Annotated in this window: 18 protein-coding genes; 7 read left to right on the forward strand and 11 right to left on the reverse strand. The window is 65.9% G+C overall.

All coding sequences use genetic code 11. The annotated features are described in order from the left end of the window. Positions 1-16: 16 nt before the first annotated feature. Entirely contained in the window at positions 17-1648 is a 1632-nt protein-coding gene (locus tag DFO47_RS06075) for a cryptochrome/photolyase family protein (protein ID WP_133831023.1), read from the reverse strand. A gap of 84 nt (positions 1649-1732) precedes the next feature. On the opposite strand from DFO47_RS06075, the gene DFO47_RS06080 reads away from it, so the two are divergent. Next, positions 1733-2200, forward strand: coding sequence for a hypothetical protein (locus DFO47_RS06080; RefSeq protein WP_133831024.1), 468 nt, complete (start codon positions 1733-1735; stop codon positions 2198-2200). A gap of 37 nt (positions 2201-2237) precedes the next feature. On the opposite strand, the gene DFO47_RS06085 is transcribed toward DFO47_RS06080, so the two are convergent. Then, complete coding sequence (locus tag DFO47_RS06085; protein ID WP_109863716.1) at positions 2238-2489, reverse strand: DUF1272 domain-containing protein; 252 nt, start codon at positions 2487-2489, stop codon at positions 2238-2240. A 109-nt stretch (positions 2490-2598) separates the two neighbouring features. On the opposite strand from DFO47_RS06085, the gene DFO47_RS06090 reads away from it, so the two are divergent. Genes DFO47_RS06090 through DFO47_RS06100 form a run of 3 tightly spaced genes read left to right on the forward strand, consistent with a single transcriptional unit; the run spans position 2599 to position 4628 of the window. Then, the gene (locus tag DFO47_RS06090; protein ID WP_109863715.1) at positions 2599-3291 is read left to right on the forward strand and encodes a histidine phosphatase family protein; all 693 of its coding nucleotides are present in this window, start codon (positions 2599-2601) and stop codon (positions 3289-3291) included. A gap of 24 nt (positions 3292-3315) precedes the next feature. Next, positions 3316-3861 carry a DUF3090 domain-containing protein gene (locus DFO47_RS06095; RefSeq protein ID WP_109863714.1) on the forward strand — a complete coding sequence of 182 codons (546 nt, stop codon included), beginning with the start codon at positions 3316-3318 and terminating at the stop codon, positions 3859-3861. Beyond that, positions 3861-4628, forward strand: a complete 768-nt coding sequence (locus DFO47_RS06100; protein WP_133831025.1) for an SCO1664 family protein — start codon at positions 3861-3863, stop codon at positions 4626-4628. Before DFO47_RS06095 ends, DFO47_RS06100 begins: the two co-directional genes overlap by 1 nt. 131 nt (positions 4629-4759) lie before the next feature. Here DFO47_RS06100 and ychF read toward each other — a convergent pair whose 3' ends face one another. Next, the gene (gene ychF, locus DFO47_RS06105; RefSeq protein ID WP_109863791.1) at positions 4760-5845 is read right to left on the reverse strand and encodes a redox-regulated ATPase YchF; all 1086 of its coding nucleotides are present in this window, start codon (positions 5843-5845) and stop codon (positions 4760-4762) included. Between the two features lie 90 nt (positions 5846-5935). Between ychF and DFO47_RS06110 the strand changes: the two genes are divergently transcribed. Continuing rightward, on the forward strand, positions 5936-7162 hold the full coding sequence (locus tag DFO47_RS06110) for a DNA recombination protein RmuC (RefSeq protein WP_109863712.1): 1227 nt from the start codon (positions 5936-5938) through the stop codon (positions 7160-7162). Between the two features lie 115 nt (positions 7163-7277). Here DFO47_RS06110 and DFO47_RS06115 read toward each other — a convergent pair whose 3' ends face one another. Continuing rightward, on the reverse strand, positions 7278-8357 hold the full coding sequence (locus DFO47_RS06115) for a 4-hydroxy-3-methylbut-2-enyl diphosphate reductase (protein ID WP_109863711.1): 1080 nt from the start codon (positions 8355-8357) through the stop codon (positions 7278-7280). Between the two features lie 9 nt (positions 8358-8366). Next, on the reverse strand, positions 8367-9215 hold the full coding sequence (locus DFO47_RS06120) for a hypothetical protein (RefSeq protein WP_109863710.1): 849 nt from the start codon (positions 9213-9215) through the stop codon (positions 8367-8369). A 159-nt stretch (positions 9216-9374) separates the two neighbouring features. Between DFO47_RS06120 and xseA the strand changes: the two genes are divergently transcribed. Both xseA and DFO47_RS06130 read left to right on the forward strand, forming a co-directional pair. Continuing rightward, positions 9375-10709: an exodeoxyribonuclease VII large subunit gene (gene xseA, locus DFO47_RS06125; RefSeq protein ID WP_109863709.1), complete on the forward strand. Its 1335-nt coding sequence runs from the start codon at positions 9375-9377 to the stop codon at positions 10707-10709. After that, on the forward strand, positions 10706-10924 hold the full coding sequence (locus tag DFO47_RS06130) for an exodeoxyribonuclease VII small subunit (RefSeq protein WP_133831026.1): 219 nt from the start codon (positions 10706-10708) through the stop codon (positions 10922-10924). Before xseA ends, DFO47_RS06130 begins: the two co-directional genes overlap by 4 nt. Positions 10925-10941: 17 nt before the next feature. On the opposite strand, the gene DFO47_RS06135 is transcribed toward DFO47_RS06130, so the two are convergent. The 6 genes from DFO47_RS06135 to DFO47_RS06160 all read right to left on the reverse strand — a co-directional run bounded on the left by DFO47_RS06135 (position 10942) and on the right by DFO47_RS06160 (position 16739). Then, positions 10942-11796 (reverse strand): polyphosphate kinase 2 family protein, encoded by an 855-nt coding sequence (locus tag DFO47_RS06135; protein ID WP_109863707.1) that lies wholly within the window; start codon positions 11794-11796, stop codon positions 10942-10944. A gap of 51 nt (positions 11797-11847) precedes the next feature. After that, positions 11848-13068 (reverse strand): pyridoxal phosphate-dependent aminotransferase, encoded by a 1221-nt coding sequence (locus DFO47_RS06140; protein WP_133831027.1) that lies wholly within the window; start codon positions 13066-13068, stop codon positions 11848-11850. 143 nt (positions 13069-13211) lie between these two features. Further along, entirely contained in the window at positions 13212-14174 is a 963-nt protein-coding gene (locus tag DFO47_RS06145; RefSeq protein ID WP_109863705.1) for an ABC transporter substrate-binding protein, read from the reverse strand. After that, positions 14171-14917 (reverse strand): ABC transporter permease, encoded by a 747-nt coding sequence (locus DFO47_RS06150; RefSeq protein ID WP_018760342.1) that lies wholly within the window; start codon positions 14915-14917, stop codon positions 14171-14173. Before DFO47_RS06150 ends, DFO47_RS06145 begins: the two co-directional genes overlap by 4 nt. Beyond that, the gene (locus DFO47_RS06155) at positions 14914-15639 is read right to left on the reverse strand and encodes an ABC transporter permease (protein ID WP_133831028.1); all 726 of its coding nucleotides are present in this window, start codon (positions 15637-15639) and stop codon (positions 14914-14916) included. The genes DFO47_RS06150 and DFO47_RS06155 overlap by 4 nt, the downstream gene beginning before the upstream one ends. Further along, positions 15639-16739, reverse strand: a complete 1101-nt coding sequence (locus tag DFO47_RS06160; RefSeq protein ID WP_018760344.1) for an ATP-binding cassette domain-containing protein — start codon at positions 16737-16739, stop codon at positions 15639-15641. Before DFO47_RS06160 ends, DFO47_RS06155 begins: the two co-directional genes overlap by 1 nt. Between the last annotated feature and the right edge of the window lie 208 nt (positions 16740-16947).

A 16947-nucleotide genomic window follows, 5' to 3' on the forward strand; every position in this document is an offset into this window, starting at 1 on the left:
CGGTGCCCCTGCCCAGTTATCGAATCCTGTCCCCCTCTCCCGTAAACGGGGGCTTCCGGACCAGCCGGTCACGGCCGGGGTTATCCAGCAGGGCGTGGGCACGGGCCCGGTGGTTGTCCTTGACCGCCGGATCCATCCGGTCCCACAAGGACACGACCATCCGCGAGCGCGGATTCCGTTCGAAGACCGGACGGTGGTCATCGATGAACGACCAGTACAACCCGTCCCAGTCAGCCATCCACTCCCCCGCCGGCAGGTCCGACATCTTCCGCAGGTAGTTGCTGCCCGAGACGTAGGGTTTGGTGGTGATGTCGGCCCCCGCGGCGAACTGGCTCATGGCGTAGACGTTGGGCACCATCACCCAGTCGTAGGCGTCGATGAACATCTCCATGAACCACGCATAGACATCGTCAGGGTGGATCCGCAGCAGGGACATGGCGTTGCCCAGCACCATCAGCCGTTCGATGTGGTGGGCATAACCGGTGGCCAGCACGCGCGATATGACCAGGTCCACGGGTGCCAGCCCTGTCCTGGCATCCCACCAGCCCGCACCGGGCCGGTTCCGGTGGTTGAGCAGGTTGGCTGTTCGCATCCGGCGGCCCCGCACCCGGTAGGTGGCCCGCATGTATTCGCGCCAGCCGATCACCTGCCGCACGAAACCTTCAAGCGAGGCCAGTGATGTGGCGTCGCCGGCGCCGTCCAAGGCAGCGTCCAGGACTTCGCGCGGATCCAGCAGGCCGATGTTCAGGACCGGAGTAAGGAGGCCGTGGTTGATGAACGGATGCTCGGCTGAGATCGCGTCTTCGTAGGGTCCGAAGCCGCCCAGGCGCTCTGAAACAAATTCCTGCAGATGTTCGCGGGCCTCCCGGGTCGTGGTAGGCCAGGCGAACAGGCGCGGGTCGCCCGGGGCATCCGGGAATTCGTGCGCCACCCATTCAATCGCAAGGCCAACCTCGCGGGATGCCTCGTCGCTGTGCCGGCTTCGGGCCGCCAGGGAGGGCTCAGCCAGCGCATCAAGGTCGAACGCGCCTTGCTGCTGGAGAGCGGGGTGGTCCCTGAAGCGGCTGACGGTGGGTGGAACATGCCCCCGGGGAAGCTTCTTGCGGTTCTCCGCGTCGAAGGACCATTTTCCGCCGGCCGGTTCGCCGTTATTGACCAGGATGTCCAGCCGCCGGCGTTGCCAGATATAGAAGTCCTGCATCCGTGGCCGGTTATGGGAGAACCAGTCGTCGATCTGCGTGCGGGCCGTCAGGAAGTTCGGCGTCTCGAGCACGTCTTCGCTGCGCAGCCGGTACCCGCCGTCGGCCAGTCCCGCAGCCAAGTCCTGCTCAAGCCAGTCATCGACGACGTCGAACCAGGTGACGGACAGCGGACGCCGTTGCCTGACCAGCTCGGCAAGCTGGACGCGTGACGTCCGGGTCCGGTCGCTGGCGAGGACCACCACGTCGTAGCCGAGCCCGCGAAGCCGGCGGGCGAACCTGGCCATGGATGCGCGGTGCAGCACCAGTTTGTGGGAGTGGAAGGCGTACTGGCGGAAGTAGAGGTCATGCTCGATGAGCACGAAGACGGTGTCCGTGCCCGTCTCCTCCCAGTGCTTCTCGAAGAGTTGATGGGGCAGGACAAGGCGCAGGCGTGGTCCATCAGTCATAGGGAAACCCTATGGTGCCTCGGTTTCGGCCAGGGCCGCGGGCGGTAGGGTGGACGGACGTCAGGCAATGGCATTGGGGGAAGAATGCTTGAAAACACCGCACGGCCGTCACAGCCGCCACCACCTGCAGCCCATCGCCGCGTCCGGCAGGCGGACCTGCCGGCAGAACAGTTGTCCGCCCTGGAACCGGTGCCGAAAGGACGGCTGGCCGGTTGCGTCCTGGCATTGCTCCTCGGCGGCTGGATGCTCGCAGTCCCGGTTGTCCTCATTGACCGGCTCAAGGATTCTCCAGGAACGACGGCGGGGGTGCTGTCCGTCGTCGTCGTTGCCTGCGCTGTTGTCACCGCCGGCCTCGGGGGGTTCCGTTTCTTCAACCCGAGGGATGAGCGCAAGCCACTGCGGTTGTCCCTTTCTGCTGCCCTGACGGCAAGTATCGCTGCCGGCGCCGCGTCTGCCCTGGTGCCCGAGTACGGCGTGCTTCTGGTGATTCCGGCAGTGTTCGCCGGAATACCTGCCCTGGGCCTGCTTGTGAGGGACGCCAGGGCAGGCTGACCGCCGGGGCCTGCACCCGTTCTGGTCCCGGCCGGCCTCAGCTACGGGTGGTTTGCTGGAGGCAACCGGGCGACACCACCCTGACCGTACCCGCCGGATTGTTGACGAGGGCTGCCGCGGGGCGGACAGGCCGCCGCTGCAGGTCGCCACCGCAGTTGGGACATGACCTGTTGGGGAAGCGCTCGACGCAGTCCGGGCACCACGTGCATTCAAAGGTGCAGATGTAGGCGGGATCGGACGGCGCAATGTCGCGGTCGCAACATTCGCAATTGGGACGGATCTCAAGCATCCGACAACTCTAGCCAATGGGACCCGCACAAACGCCCGGTACACCTTGAGGCTGGACTCCCGGACGGCCACTGCCTGTGAACGTTCGACAGGGTGGATAGGCTGGGTGCATGGCGACCGTTATTCTCGTGCGGCATGGCCGCACCACTGCCAATGCCACGGGGCTGCTGGCCGGCCGGGCGGCCGGCGTCGGCCTGGACCAGCTCGGACGGGACCAGGCGGCACTGACCGCGGACCGGCTCGCGCCGGTGCCGTTGGTCGGCGTGGTGTCCAGTCCGCTTGAGCGGTGCCTGCAGACCGCCCGGTTCATCCTGGACCGCCAGGCCGGTGCGCCGCATGCGCCGACCGATCCGGATCTCACCGAGTGCGATTACGGCCAATGGCAGGGCCGCCTGCTCAGCGAACTCGCAACCGACGCGCTGTGGCCGGTCGTGCAGTCGCAACCGTCCGCCGTCGTCTTTCCGGGCGGCGAAGCCATGGCCACGATGCAGGCCCGGTCGGTGGCAGCTGTCCGACGCCACGACGCAGCCTTCGAAGCCGAGTACGGGCCGGGGGCCGTCTGGGCAGCGGTGAGCCACGGCGACATCATCAAGTCAATCCTCGCTGACGCGCTCGGCATGCACCTTGATCTGTTCCAGCGGATTAACGTCGGTCCCGCGTCCGTATCGATCGTGCGCTACGGTGCCAACCGGCCGAGCGTCTACGCCACCAACACCGATGCCGGCGACCTGTCGTGGTTGTCGAAGGGCATGGACGCCGTCGACGCTCCGGTAGGCGGCGGCGCGGGGCACAAGGCGCCGTGAACCCCATGTGCCTAGAATACTGACATGCCTACACGTGTTCACGAGTTTGACTGGCCTGACCGGGTGGTTGTTGGCACCATTGGCCTGCCGGGGGCGCGTACGTTCTACCTTCAGGTACGGGCAGGGGCGCAGCTGGTGAGTATCGCCATGGAGAAGCAGCAGTCCGCCCTGCTTGCGGAGAAGATCGACGAAATCCTCGACCAGCTCATCACCGTCGAGGGCAATCCCTTCAGCATTCCCACTGGCACGCCCCTTGAACTTGTCGACAACGACCAGCTTGAGGCCGTCCAGGAACAGTTCCGCACCGGGGCCATGAGCTTGGGGTGGGACCCCAGCACGGCCCAGGTGGTGATTGAGGCGCATCCCATTACCGATGCCGATGACGACGACGAATCGTTTGACGAGGACTCCGACGAGTCGGAAATGTTGGTGGTGCGGATGCCTGTCGGCACCGCCCGTGCCTTCGCCAAGCGGACCCGTGAGATCGTGGGCGCCGGACGTCCAGCGTGCCCGATCTGCGGCTACCCCATAGACGCCGACGGGCACACCTGCACCCTTCCCGAGGCCTGATGCCGGCGCCGGACCTGCTGGCCGCCGAGCTGACTCTCACCGGCCGCATCACGACGGCATCAAACGCTACGTTCCTGGGCAGCATCGGCGACGTGACCGTCGTTTACAAGCCGGTTGCAGGCGAGCGGCCGTTGTGGGATTTTCCCGCGGGATCCCTGGCCCGCAGGGAGGTGGCCGCGTACCGGGTCTCGCAGGTCCTGGGCTGGGACATCGTGCCCCGCACCTGGCTGCGCGATGGTCCGATGGGCGAAGGGATGGTCCAGCTCTGGCAGGAGCGGGACCCCGCCCAGAGCCCCGTGGACCTGGTCGCTACGGAGCAGGTGCCGGAGACGGGCTGGAAACAAATCCTCGAGGGACAGGACGAGCGTGGACGGATGGTCGCGCTGGTTCACGAAGACTCGCCGGCCCTCAGGCGCATGGCAGTGTTCGACATCATCGTCAATAACGCCGACCGCAAGGGCGACCACATCCTTGCCATGCCGCGCGGACACCGGCACGGCGTGGACCATGGGCTCACCTTTCACAGCGACCACAAGCTCCGCACGGTGCTGTGGGGATGGCTGGGAGAGGCCCTGACCGCCGAGGAGCGCGCCGGCGTCGACCGTGTCAGCGCGGGACTTGACGGCGAACTGGGCCGGGACCTGGCGGACCTGATCAGCGCCGAAGAAATCGCATCGCTCGCCGCCCGCTGCGCCCGGTTGCGCCAGACGGGGCGGTTTCCGGCTCCGAGCGGCGAAATGTCGGCGGTACCTTGGCCGCTGTTCTGAGGAACTTCCCCCGGATGCTTCGCAGCCATCGGGCATGAGGGTGGCCGCATGATGCCCGCCAACCGGAGACCAAAGAACGAAGGCCGCCAAGAACCATCGTTCTTAGCGGCCATCGCACCGGCGCCCCTGGACTAGACGTTGAAGCGGAACTCCACCACGTCGCCGTCGGCCATGACGTATTCCTTGCCCTCGATCCGGACCTTGCCGCGGGACTTTGCCTCGGCCATGGATCCTGCTTCGACGAGGTCGTTGAAGGACACCACCTCGGCCTTGATGAACCCGCGCTGGAAATCGGAGTGGATGACACCGGCGGCCTGAGGTGCTGTATCGCCCTGCCGGATGGTCCAGGCGCGGGTTTCTTTCGGCCCGGCGGTGAGGTACGTCTGGAGCCCCAGGGTGTGGAAGCCAACACGGGCGAGCTGGTCGAGGCCGGATTCGTCCTGGCCGTTCATCTCGAGCATCTCGCGGGCTTCTTCCTCGTCCAGTTCGACAAGGTCGGACTCAAGCTTGGCGTCGAGGAAGATGCAGTCGGCCGGGGCCACCAGGGCGCGCAGCTCGGCCTGCTTCTCGGGGCTTCCGAGGATTCCCTCGTCGGAGTTGAAGACGTAGATGAACGGCTTTGCGGTCAGCAGGCCGAGTTCCTTCAGGTGCTCCATCTCCAGCTTGTCGCTCTTGATCGAGGAGAAAATCGTGTCGCCACGTTCCAGCACCGCCTGGGCGGCCTTCACGGCGGCCAGTTCGGCGGCTTCGCGCTTCTTGATCTTGACTTCTTTTTCGATCCGCGGGACGGCCTTTTCAATCGTCTGCAGGTCAGCGAGGATCAGCTCGGTGTTGATCGTCTCCATGTCGGACCGGGGGTCCACCTTGCCGTCGACGTGGATGACGTCGGGATCGTCGAACACGCGGACCACCTGGGCGATCGCCTCGGCCTCGCGGATATTGGCCAGGAACTGGTTTCCCAGCCCTTCGCCCTCCGAGGCGCCCTTGACGATCCCGGCGATGTCGACGAAGGACACGGCGGCGGGAAGCACGCGCTGGGAGCCGAAGATGGCAGCCAGCTTTTCCAGCCGCGGGTCCGGCAGGTTGACGACGCCGACGTTGGGCTCGATCGTGGCGAACGGGTAGTTCGCCGCGAGCACCTGGTTGCGGGTCAGTGCGTTGAAAAGGGTTGATTTGCCGACGTTGGGCAGTCCGACGATGCCAATAGTTAGAGCCACGAGCATTGATTCTACCCGCCGGGGCCCTGCCGCCAGTACCCGGGGATGTCACTGGCCGTGATTGTCAGAGGCCCGTGCAACAGTGAAGCCATGGATGCTTTTGCCTTGATTTTGGCCCTTCTGATGTTGCTGCTGGGTGCACTGGCCGGTGCGGCGGCCATGTACGTCCTGCTGCGCAGGAACTCCCGCGGACTGGAGGCGGACTTTGACGCTGTCTCGTCCCGGCTTTCGGAGGTGACGGCCCAGTTGGCAGCGGCCGACGCCGAGCGGCGGCTTTTGGCTGCCCAGAACCGTGAGCTCGGTGAGGCGCGGACGCAGGACGGCAGCGTGCTGCGTGCCCTGGCCCCGGTGGCCGAAAAACTGTCCGCGGTCCAGCATCAGGTGGCGCTCCTGGAACGGGACCGGGTGGAACAGTACGGCCAGCTGGCACAGCAGTTGCAGGAAGCCCGGCTGTCCGACGAGCAGCTGATCCGCTCCACGCACGCGCTGGAATCGGCTTTACGGTCAAACAGTGCCAGGGGCCAATGGGGCGAGGTACAGCTTCGGCGGGTCGTGGAGGCCGCGGGGATGCTCCGCCACGTGGACTTCGTGGAGCAGGCCCACAGTGCGGGCCACGATTCTTCCGTCCGCCCCGACCTGGTGGTGCAGCTGCCCGGCGGGAAACAACTTGTGGTGGACGCCAAGGTGCCGTTGTCGTCCTACTTGGAGGCGCAGGATCTCGGTGTGGCGGATCCCCGCACGGTCCAGCCCTCCGGGGCGCGGTCCGCGAATGATGCCCGCAGCCAGGCACTGCTGGCAGCGCACGCCAAAGCGTTGAGGGCGCACGTGGACGCTTTGGGCACCAAGAAGTACTGGGACATTCCGGGAAATTCGCCGGAACTGGTGGTCTGCTTTATTCCCGCGGAATCGATTCTTGCGGCGGCGCTGACGGCAGATGCCGGACTCCTGGACTATGCATTGTCACGCAACGTGGTCCTCGCCTCGCCAAGCACGCTGCTTGCGGTATTGAAGTCCGTGGCGTTCACCTGGCGCCAGGATGTCCTGACGGACAGCGCACGCGAACTGTTCGAGCTCGCGCGGCAGCTGTACGACCGGATGGGGACGCTGGGTGAGAACGTCGGGAAGCTCGGCTCGTCCCTGAAGTCGTCGGTGGATCGCTACAACGCCATGGTGGGGACCCTGGAAGCGCGGATCCTGCCCACGGCCCGGAAACTCAACACCCTGGAAGATTCAGGCCTCGTCACGCCGGCCTTGGTGGAAGCAACCCCGCGCGCGCTGGTGGCGCCTGAACTCCAGGGCGACGACGAAGCGGCCTGAGAACCTTGGGGGTGCTGGAAGGGCCTGGCAGTTGTTTGAAACTGCCCGGCCCTTCCTTCACACTGTTGATTGCCGCCGTCGGCCTGCTGTGCTGGGTCCCCGGCGGCGGGGGTGGTCAGCTGCGGGTCCGGCGGCCGCCCAGGGCGCGGCTGACATCGCCGGCTTCCTTGAGGGTTGCACGGAGTTCCTTGGGCAGCGAGAACAGCAGATCCTCCTCGGCGGTGACCACTTCTTCCACCGCGCCGTAGCCATAGTCGGCCAGCAGCCGCAGGACGTCCTGCACCAGGACCTCCGGAACTGAGGCCCCGGACGTGACGCCCACGGTGGCAACGCCTTCGAACCAGGCTTCGTCAACCTCGTTCGCGAAGTCCACCCGGTACGAGGCCTTGGCGCCGTATTCCAGCGCCACCTCGACCAGCCGGACGGAGTTGGACGAGTTGGCGGAACCCACCACGATCACCAGGTCTGCCTTGGGCGCGATCTTCTTGATGGCCACCTGCCGGTTTGTGGTGGCATAGCAGATGTCATCGCTGGGCGGGTCCTGCAGGGTGGGGAACCGGTCCTTGAGCAACCGGACGGTTTCCATGGTCTCGTCGACGCTGAGGGTGGTCTGGGACAGCCAGATGACCTTCTCCGGATCGCGGACGGTCACCTTGTCCACTTCGTGGGGCCCATTGATGATCTGGATGTGGTCCGGCGCTTCACCGGAGGTGCCTTCCACTTCCTCATGGCCGTCATGGCCGATCAGGAGGATGTCGAAGTCGTCCTTGGCGAAGCGGACGGCTTCCTTGTGCACCTTGGTGACCAGGGGGCAGGTGGCATCGATGGTGCGCAGTCCTCGGCTCTCCGCCGATTCGACGACGGCCGGGGAAACGCCGTGGGCCGAGAAGATCACCAGCGCGCCCTCTGGCACTTCGTCAGTTTCGTCCACGAAGATGGCGCCTTTTTCCTCGAGCGAGCTGACAACGTGGACATTGTGGACGATCTGCTTGCGGACATACACGGGCGGACCGTAGTGCTCCAGGGCCTTCTCGACGGCGATCACTGCCCGGTCAACACCGGCGCAATAGCCACGCGGAGCGGCCAGCAGCACCTTCTTGGTTCCGTTCACGGGGGCCGCGGCCGCCACTTCCTGGGGAGAGCGGCGCCGGCGCGGAACGGTTGGCATCGAAAGGGGTACAGCCGAGGTGGTCATCCCTCCATGCTACCGGCTGGCCTGCACCCGTTTCCGGGAGGCGAACAACGTCACAATTCCCACTGCCACCAGGACCCCGCCAGTCACCGCGGTGGCACCGATCCACGCCTGGAAGTCAGCCGCTGCCACGCCCACGAATTCGTCGCGGAACATGTTTGCCACCGAACTGCCCGTGTCTGCGGTCGCGGCGCGGGCCGATCCCAGCTGCAGTCCGAGCGACCAGAGACCGGCGAGGGCCAGGCCGCCAAGGCCCGCACCGAACAGGACTGTCCAGCGGCGGCGGGCTGCGACGAGTGCCAACAGGAACGCAATGCCGGCACCGATGGCGGCGATGTAGCCCATGGGCGCGTAGGTGGACAGCCGCTCCGCCCACTCGCGCTGTGCGGGTTGGCCGACGTTGATGAGGGCCTGGTCCGGCGGGTTGAGGGGAAGCCGCGTGGTGCGGGAGATTTCCTCCGAACCGAGGGCAACCAGCGGGGCTACGTCAAGGGTCAGCGACGACGCCGGAACGTTGCCGGCCTCCCCCGCCGGGCCTGCGAAGTTCAGGCGGTGGCTCCTGCGAAGGGTCTCCTCCCACGCTGCGGGGTAGCCGGGAAGCTGGGTCAGGGACTCCGCGGCCTTCTCCAGGACCGAATCGACCAGCCCGGACAGGGCGCTGGGAACCGAACCCGTATCGACCGTTCCCACGGCCGCGGCAGCGAGTTTCTTCTGGAAGTCCGCGTTCTTGCCCAGCGGCGCCGCAAGCCGGACGAATCCGTCTTCCTGGATGATGTTCCGGTCCACCCACATGGCGGGGACGGCGACGGATGCCAGGAGGATGCCCAGCACGGTGGCGAGGGCGGAAATGAAAGTGCGCACGGCAGGTCCTTCGGGGTTGGGGGCCTCACTCCATCCTAGGCAGGCCGCCTGGCCGTCCTGTCAGCCCCGGGTGCTAGACCTTATGGATAAGGTTGATTGACCGCCCACAACAGTTGAAGGACCCCATGCCCGCAGCACCAGCCCCGCACCGGCGTCCGCATGTCTGACCAGGCATCCCTTCCGGGTGCCGCACCCACCACTTTGCCGGCCACCGCAGCGGAAACCAGCCCGGACAATCCGTGGCCCCTCCAGCTGTTGTCGCAGAAGCTGAAGGCGCACATCGACCGCACTCCGTCGGCATGGGTGGAAGGCCAGGTCATCGAACTGAACCGCCGCGGCACCAACGCGTACATCACCCTTCGCGACGTTGATGCGGAAGTATCGCTGCCCGCGTCCGTCTGGACGAAAGTGCTGGAGCGGCAGAACCTTCCGCTCGAGCGGGGCTCACGGGTGGTTGCGCTGCTGAAACCCGAGTTCTGGATGAAGACCGGCCGGTTGAACATGCTGGTGCGGGACATCCGTCCCGTCGGCCTGGGCGACCTTCTGGCCAGGATCGAACGGCTGCGCCAGGCGCTGGCCGCGGAGGGCCTGTTCGCCGATTCGAGGAAGAAGCCCCTGCCGTTGCTGCCGCACCGCATCGGCCTGATCACCGGCCGCGACTCGGACGCGAAGAAGGACATCCTGCGCAACGCGGCATTACGGTGGCCGGCCGTGGAGTTCGAGATCCGTGAAGTAGCGGTGCAGGGCAACACCGCGGTGTCCCAGGTGGTCCGGGCACTCCGTGAACTGGATGGGTTGCCGGAAGTTGACGTCATTGTCATTGCCCGGGGCGGTGGCGCCCTGGAGGACCTCCTGCCGTTCAACAGCGAGGACCTGGTCCGGGCAGTGGCTGCCGCGGCCACCCCCGTGGTCAGTGCCATCGGGCATGAGGCGGACCGTCCGTTGTTGGACTACGTTGCCGATCTTCGGGCCTCCACACCTACGGATGCTGCCAAGCGGATCGTTCCGGAAGTCTCCGAAGAACTGGCAGGCGTCCGCCAGGCGCGGGAACAGCTGCGGCGCTGCATGGAACGGCTGGTGGACCGCGAGTCGGACCGCCTGGCCTCGCTCCACTCGCGGCCCGTGATGGCAGCACCCGAGGGTATGGTTTCCGTCCGCGCCGAGGAAATAGAGCGGCTGCTGCGGCGCTCCTCGGCGGCCGTGAATTCCACGGTGGTGCGGGCGGCCGACCAGCTGGAGCACCTGAAGGCCCAGGTACGCGCGCTGTCACCGCAGAAGACGCTCGACCGGGGGTACGCCGTCGTCGAACTGGCAGGTGACCAGAGCGCCCGGATTGCGGCGTCCGGCCACGCCGTCGTCCGCCGCCCTGCTGAGGCGCCGGCAGGGTCCGCTTTGTCGATCCGGGTGGCCGAGGGCCGATTTGGCGCCACGTCCACCGGGGTGCTGCAACCAGGCAAACCAGACCACCAGCAAGGATTGGAAGAGAAGGCATGACCGAACAAAAACGGGAGTCGGACGTCGCGGGGCTGAGCTACGAAGAAGCCCGGGAGCAGCTCATCGCGGTGGTGGGCAGGCTGGAAGCAGGCGGGGCAAGCCTGGAAGAATCCTTGGCATTGTGGGAGCGCGGGGAGGCGCTGGCCGCACGTTGCGAGGACTGGCTGGAGGGCGCACGGAAGAGGTTGGCAGCCGCACGCGACCAGCCGCTCTAAGCCGCCGCAGCCGCCGGTCAGGACCGGGCCACGAGCTCCCGTTCGATATCCACGTCGAACTCTGCTTTGGGCCACTCCAGGCGAAGATCGGACAGTGCCGACATCACCAACTGCTGCACGGCGATCCGGGCGTACCACTTCTTGTTGGCCGGAACCACGTACCAGGGGGCCGCAGCCGTGCTGGTTGCGTCAAAAGCAGCCTGGTACGCCGCCATGTAGTCGTCCCAGAAGGCCCGTTCCTTCAAGTCACCGCTGCTGTATTTCCAGTGCTTGGCGGGATTGTCCAAGCGGGCCAACAGCCGGGACTTCTGCTCATCCTTGCTGATGTTGAGCATCACTTTGACGATCCTGGTGCCGGCGTCTGCCTGGCGTCCCTCGAATTCGTTGATGGCCCGGTAGCGACGGGTGATCTCTTCCGGCGTGGCCCAATTGTGGACCCGGTGGATGAGGACGTCCTCGTAATGGGAGCGGTCGAAAATCCCCACCATCCCGGCCGCCGGCACCTCCTTCTCGATGCGCCAAAGGAAATCGTAGGACTTCTCCTGCTCGGAGGGGGCCTTGAATGCCTTGAACTGGACGCCTTGGGGGTCCATGGTGGCCATGACGTGGTTGACGATGCCGCCCTTGCCAGCGGTATCCATCGCCTGCAGGACCAGCAGGATCCGCTTCCTCCCGCCGAACCGTGACTCCGCGAACAGCTTCTCCTGCATCTCCGTGAGCTTCCCGTCCAGGTCAGCCAGCAGCGCTTCGCCGTCAGCTTTGTTGCCGCTGTAGCCCGGAGTGGCGTCGGGGTCCACCGCGGCCAGGGAAAATCCCTTGCCAACGCGCAGGGTGTCAGAGGGGTGCTGGTCGAAACCGACAATGCTGGCCACGGGGGTCCTTCCCTGGGAGGGTCATGGACGCGGCGCGCCCGTGACCACAGGCTAGTTCCCCTGGTACCGGCTTAGGAAGTCCCCCATCCGGCCGATGGCTTCCTCGATGTCCTTCACGTTCGGCAGCGTGACCATGCGGAAGTGGTCCGGCCGCACCCAGTTGAATGCCCGGCCATGGGACACCAGGATCTTCTGTTCCCTCAGGAGGTCGAGGACAAACTTCTCGTCATCCCTGATGTGGTAGACCTCCGGGTCAAGGCGCGGAAAAAGGTACAGGGCGCCCCGTGCCTGCTGCGTGCTGACACCTGGAATCGCGTTCAGCATGTCGTAGGCCTTGTTGCGCTGTTCCAGCAGGCGGCCGCCCGGAAGGATGAGGTCGTTGATGCTCTGGTAGCCGCCGAGTGCCGTCTGGATGGCGTGCTGGGCCGGGACGTTGGCGCAGAGGCGCATGTTGGCCAGCAGGTTGATGCCCTCCAGGTAGTCGGCGGCTTCCTTCTTGGGCCCGGAGATCGCCATCCACCCGGCCCGGTAGCCGCACACCCGGTACGCCTTGGACAGGCCGCTGAACGTCAGGCACAGGACGTCGTCGCCGGTGAGCTTGGCGAGATTCACATGGACGGCGTCTTCGTACAGGATCTTCTCGTAGATCTCATCGGCAAAGACCACCAGCCCGTGCTTCTCGGCGAGCTCCACGATGCGCTTGAGCGTGGCATCGGGGTAGACGGCGCCGGTGGGGTTGTTGGGGTTGATGACCACGATTCCCTTGGTGCGGGGCGTGATCTTCGCTTCCATGTCCTCAAGGTCCGGCTGCCAGCCGGACTCCTCATCGCACAGGTAGTGGACCGGTTTGCCACCGGCGAGCGCCACGGAGGCGGTCCATAGCGGGTAGTCCGGCGTGGGAATGAGGACCTCGTCGCCGGAATCGAGCAACGCCATCAGGGACATGGTGATGAGCTCGCTGACGCCATTACCCAGGTAGATGTCGTCTACGTGGATGTTCTGGATCCCTCGGGTCTGGTAGTACTGCGAGACGGCGGTGCGTGCGGAAAAGATGCCGCGGGAGTCACTGTAGCCCTGGGCGTGGGGCAGGTGGCGGATCATGTCCACGAGGATGGCGTCGGGCGCCTCGAATCCGAACGGCGCGGGGTTGCCGATGTTCAGCTTGAGGATTCTGTGGCCTTCCGCTTCCATCTGCTGGGCGGCCTGCAGGATCGGTCCACGGATGTCATAGAGGACGTTGTTGAGCTTCGTGGACTGCCTGAATTCTGCCATCCCTCAAATATGCCACAGGAAGGATGCATCACCGTTGAGACCTCCGCCACACGCGCGACGGCGGCTGCCGGACCTTTGGAAGTCCGGCAGCCGCCGTCGTGATCACCTGCTGCTCCGCCCCTGTGGGCGGGGAAGGCGGGCTGTTACTTGACGATGCCCTTGTCTTTGAGCCAGGCGGCTGCGGCCGTCTTGGCGTCCTGCTTCTGGCTGCCGCTGACAGCCCGGTTGAGGTTGATGAGGTCATCGGTGGTGAGGATGCTGGATACGGAGTTCAGGGCCTGCTTGGCCTTGTCCGTCATCTTCGCCTTGTTGTACAGCGGCAGGACCTGCTGGGCGATGAAGTTGTTCTTCGGGTCCTCCAGCACCACCAGGTCGTTGTCGGCGATCGACGGCGTGGTGGTGTAGATATCCGCCACCTGCACCTGGTCCTCAAGGAGCGCCTTGAGCGTCACCGGGCCGCCGCCGTCGCTGAAGGGCTCCAGCTTCTTGGGCACGCAGTTGTAGTTCTTCTTCAGGCCCGGCAGGCCGTACGCGCGCTCACCGAACGTGGCCGGAGCGCCCACCACGATGTCGCTGCAGACCTTGGCGAGGTCTTCGATGGACTTCAGCTGGTACTTCTCCGCGGTTGCCTTGGTGACAACCATGGCGTCCTTGTCCTCGGCCTTGGAGGCGTCGAGCACGGCCAGGCCGTCCGGGAGCTTGCCCGGCAGTGCCTTGGCAATGTCGCCGGCGGAAACCTCGGTGGCTTCCTTGTTGACGTAGAGCAGCAGGTTGCCGCTGTAGTCCGGCACCACGTCCACGGAACCATCCTGGACGGCCTTGAAGTAGACCTCGCGGGAGCCGATGTTCGGCTTGGTGGTGGCGGTGATTCCGTTGGCGTTCAGGGCGCCGGCATACAGTTCGGCGATGATTTGGCTCTCCGGGAAATCAGCGGAACCAACCACCAGGGACGTTGCCCCGCCGGAGGCACCGCCGCTGGATGCCGGCGCGTTGCTCAGCGGATTGGACGAACCACCGCAGGCGGACAACGCCACTGCCAGGCCAAGCCCGGCGGCCAGGCCGCCGAAGGCCCGCCTGCCGAGGCGTGGGGGACGGCTATCTTTCATGACTTACCTCCTTGTACAACAGTCTCCGCAACCACGGGGTCTGTGAGATCAACCGCAGCCTCCTGGCTGCGGTGGGACTGCTTCGAGGTGCCTGTTGCCAGGAACAGCCTCTGGAATAGGGACAGGACCAGGTCCACGGCGATGGCCAGGACAGCGATAAGCAGGGACCCGCCCAGCATCTGGGGAAAGTCGCTCAGGACCAGGCCGTCGAAGAGATAGCGGCCCAGGCCACCCAGGTTGATGTAGGCAACCACGGAAACCGTGGCGATCACCTGCAGCACGCCGGTCCGGAAGCCGCCGAACATGACCGTGAGGGCATTGGGCAACTCGGCCCGGAACAGGACCTGCAATTCCGTCATGCCCATGGCCCTTGCGGCGTCCACCACGTTGCGGTCCACGCTGGAGATACCGGCGTACGTCCCGGCCAGGAGCGGTGGGACGGTAAGGATCACCAAGGCCCAGATCGGGGGCATCAGCCCGATACCGGCCAGCAGCACGAACAGGATCAGCAGGCCCAGGGTGGGCAGGGCCCGCAGCGCACCGGCCAGGGCAACCACAGCCACCCTCCCCCTCCCGGTATGGCCAACGAACAATCCAACCGGGACCGCTATGGCGGTGGCGATCAGCATGACCAGCCCGGTGTACTGCAGGTGCTCGACCACGCGGGTGGGGATGCCCATGCTTCCGGACCAGTGCATCGGATCGGCGAGCCACGCAACGGTGTCCGAGATGACGTTGCTCATGCTCCCCCTCCCGTCCCGCTTGCGGCGAGGGGCCCCGTGGCGGCGGAGGCCCCCGTGCGGCCGGCGCCGTCCCCGCCTCCGCGCCGTTTACCCGTCCGTTCCCAGGGCGTGAGGATACGTTCCAGCAGGACGAGGAGGGCGTCCATGACCAGCGCCAGGACCAGGATGGCGATGATCCCCACTACCACCTCGGTGACGAAGTCCCGCTGGAGACCGTCAGTGAAGAGCATGCCCAGGTTGCCAACCCCCAGCAGGGCGGCAACGCTGACCAGGGAGATGTTGCTGACCGACACTACGCGCAACCCGGCGAACATCACCGGAAGGGAGAGCGGCAGGTCGACCTTCAGGAAGCGTGCGAGCGGTTTAAACCCCATGGCTTGGGCGGCCTGGCTGACTTCGGCATCCACGGAGTCGAACGCGTCGAGCGCCGCGCGGACCAGGAGCGCCACAGCGTAGATGGTGAGCGCCACCACCACATTGACGGGGTCCAGAATGCGGGTGCCCAGGACGGTGGGGAGGATGATGAACAGTGCCAGCGAGGGAATGGTGTACAGCAGGGACGACGCCGTCAGCACCACGGAGCGCAGCGCACCGCTCTGCCGGGCCAGCTGGGCGAGCGGGATGGAAATCACCAGGCCCAGGACCATGGGAACGAGCGCCAGGACCAGGTGCTGGCCGCCGCGTTCGAAGACCATGCCGCTGTTGGCCAGGAACCACTCCATCAGAGTGCCGCCTGCCGCAGCTGCCGCGCTTCCTCGATCAGTGCCAGGACCTCGCCGCCGCGGACTACCCCCAGCACCCGGCCGTCGGGATCCACGGCAACACCAAGGCCCGACGGCGATGACAGGGCCGCGTCCAGGGCCCGCCGCAGGCTCTCGCCGGGGCGGAACAGCGACCCGCCGGGAACAAGTTCAGTTTCGGTGCCGGGCGCCGACCAGCCCAAGGGCCGCTTGTCAGCATCGACCACCAACTGCCAGCCACCGGCCGCACCGTGGTCCGACACGTTTCCTTGGGCGCCCCGGATAATCGTAGGTACGGGGTGCAGGACCACGCCGTCGGACGGGGTGAACCCAAGGTGGCGGAAGCCGCGGTCACGCCCCACGAAGGAGGCGACGAAATTGTTGGCGGGCGCCCGCAGGATCTCCTCCGGCGTGGCGTATTGGGCCAGTTTGCCGCCGGTGGCGAAGACGGCCACCCTGTCCCCGAGGATGGTGGCCTCGTCAATATCGTGGGTGACAAAGACGATGGTTTTGGCAAGGTCTTTTTGCAGGCGCAGCAGTTCCTGCTGGAGTTCGTCACGGACCACGGGGTCCACTGCACTGAACGGCTCGTCCATGAGCAGCACCGGCGGGTCTGCTGCCAGGGCGCGGGCCACGCCGACGCGCTGCTGCTGGCCGCCGGAGAGCTGGGAGGGGTAGCGCTTGCCGAGGGACGACGCCAGGCCCACAACGTCCAGGAGTTCCGAGGCGCGTTTGCGGGCGTCAGCCTTTGAGACACCGTTCAGCCGGGGCACGGTGGCGATGTTGTCCAGAACCGACCGGTGCGGCAGCAGCCCCGCCGACTGCATGACGTAGCCCATGGAGCGGCGCAGTTCCGCGGCCGGGACGGAGGTGACGTCCTTGCCGTCCACCGTGATGGTTCCCGACGTTGGTTCCACCATGCGGTTGATCATCCGGAGCGACGTCGTTTTGCCGCAACCGGAAGGACCGACAAAGACGGTAATGGTGCCCTTGGCGATGGACATGGACAACCCGTCCACGGCTGGCTGGCCGCCGGGGTACTGCTTGGTGACGCTCTGGAACTCGATCATCGCCTGGTCCATGGTGCGGACTTACCTGTTCTCTCGGACGGGCTGATCCCAGCACCGCGACTTTGCCATCAGCACGCTGATAGTTACGGTAACCCAATCAGGGGCCGGGTTCACCAGATCTGGCCCCAAACCCCACAAAGGAATCCCTACTGTGACCATTCGGTGCCGCGGCGGGGGCGGATGGGTATCCGGGCGGGAAAGAGCATGTCCGGCCGGCCGG

Source organism: Arthrobacter sp. AG258 (assembly GCF_004364695.1).
Taxonomy (GTDB): Bacteria; Actinomycetota; Actinomycetes; order Actinomycetales; family Micrococcaceae; genus Arthrobacter.

Excerpts from the sequence above, each read along its gene's own strand:
- DFO47_RS06075 (WP_133831023.1), bottom strand. The coding sequence starts at position 1,648 with ATGACTGATGGACCACGCCTGCGCCTTGTCCTGCCCCATCAACTCTTC.
- DFO47_RS06080 (WP_133831024.1), top strand. The coding sequence starts at position 1,733 with ATGCTTGAAAACACCGCACGGCCGTCACAGCCGCCACCACCTGCAGCC.
- DFO47_RS06085 (WP_109863716.1), bottom strand. The coding sequence starts at position 2,489 with ATGCTTGAGATCCGTCCCAATTGCGAATGTTGCGACCGCGACATTGCG.
- DFO47_RS06090 (WP_109863715.1), top strand. The coding sequence starts at position 2,599 with ATGGCGACCGTTATTCTCGTGCGGCATGGCCGCACCACTGCCAATGCC.
- DFO47_RS06095 (WP_109863714.1), top strand. The coding sequence starts at position 3,316 with ATGCCTACACGTGTTCACGAGTTTGACTGGCCTGACCGGGTGGTTGTT.
- DFO47_RS06100 (WP_133831025.1), top strand. The coding sequence starts at position 3,861 with ATGCCGGCGCCGGACCTGCTGGCCGCCGAGCTGACTCTCACCGGCCGC.
- DFO47_RS06110 (WP_109863712.1), top strand. The coding sequence starts at position 5,936 with ATGGATGCTTTTGCCTTGATTTTGGCCCTTCTGATGTTGCTGCTGGGT.
- DFO47_RS06115 (WP_109863711.1), bottom strand. The coding sequence starts at position 8,357 with ATGACCACCTCGGCTGTACCCCTTTCGATGCCAACCGTTCCGCGCCGG.
- xseA (WP_109863709.1), top strand. The coding sequence starts at position 9,375 with ATGTCTGACCAGGCATCCCTTCCGGGTGCCGCACCCACCACTTTGCCG.
- DFO47_RS06130 (WP_133831026.1), top strand. The coding sequence starts at position 10,706 with ATGACCGAACAAAAACGGGAGTCGGACGTCGCGGGGCTGAGCTACGAA.
- DFO47_RS06140 (WP_133831027.1), bottom strand. The coding sequence starts at position 13,068 with ATGGCAGAATTCAGGCAGTCCACGAAGCTCAACAACGTCCTCTATGAC.
- DFO47_RS06145 (WP_109863705.1), bottom strand. The coding sequence starts at position 14,174 with ATGAAAGATAGCCGTCCCCCACGCCTCGGCAGGCGGGCCTTCGGCGGC.
- DFO47_RS06150 (WP_018760342.1), bottom strand. The coding sequence starts at position 14,917 with ATGAGCAACGTCATCTCGGACACCGTTGCGTGGCTCGCCGATCCGATG.
- DFO47_RS06155 (WP_133831028.1), bottom strand. The coding sequence starts at position 15,639 with ATGGAGTGGTTCCTGGCCAACAGCGGCATGGTCTTCGAACGCGGCGGC.
- DFO47_RS06160 (WP_018760344.1), bottom strand. The coding sequence starts at position 16,739 with ATGGACCAGGCGATGATCGAGTTCCAGAGCGTCACCAAGCAGTACCCC.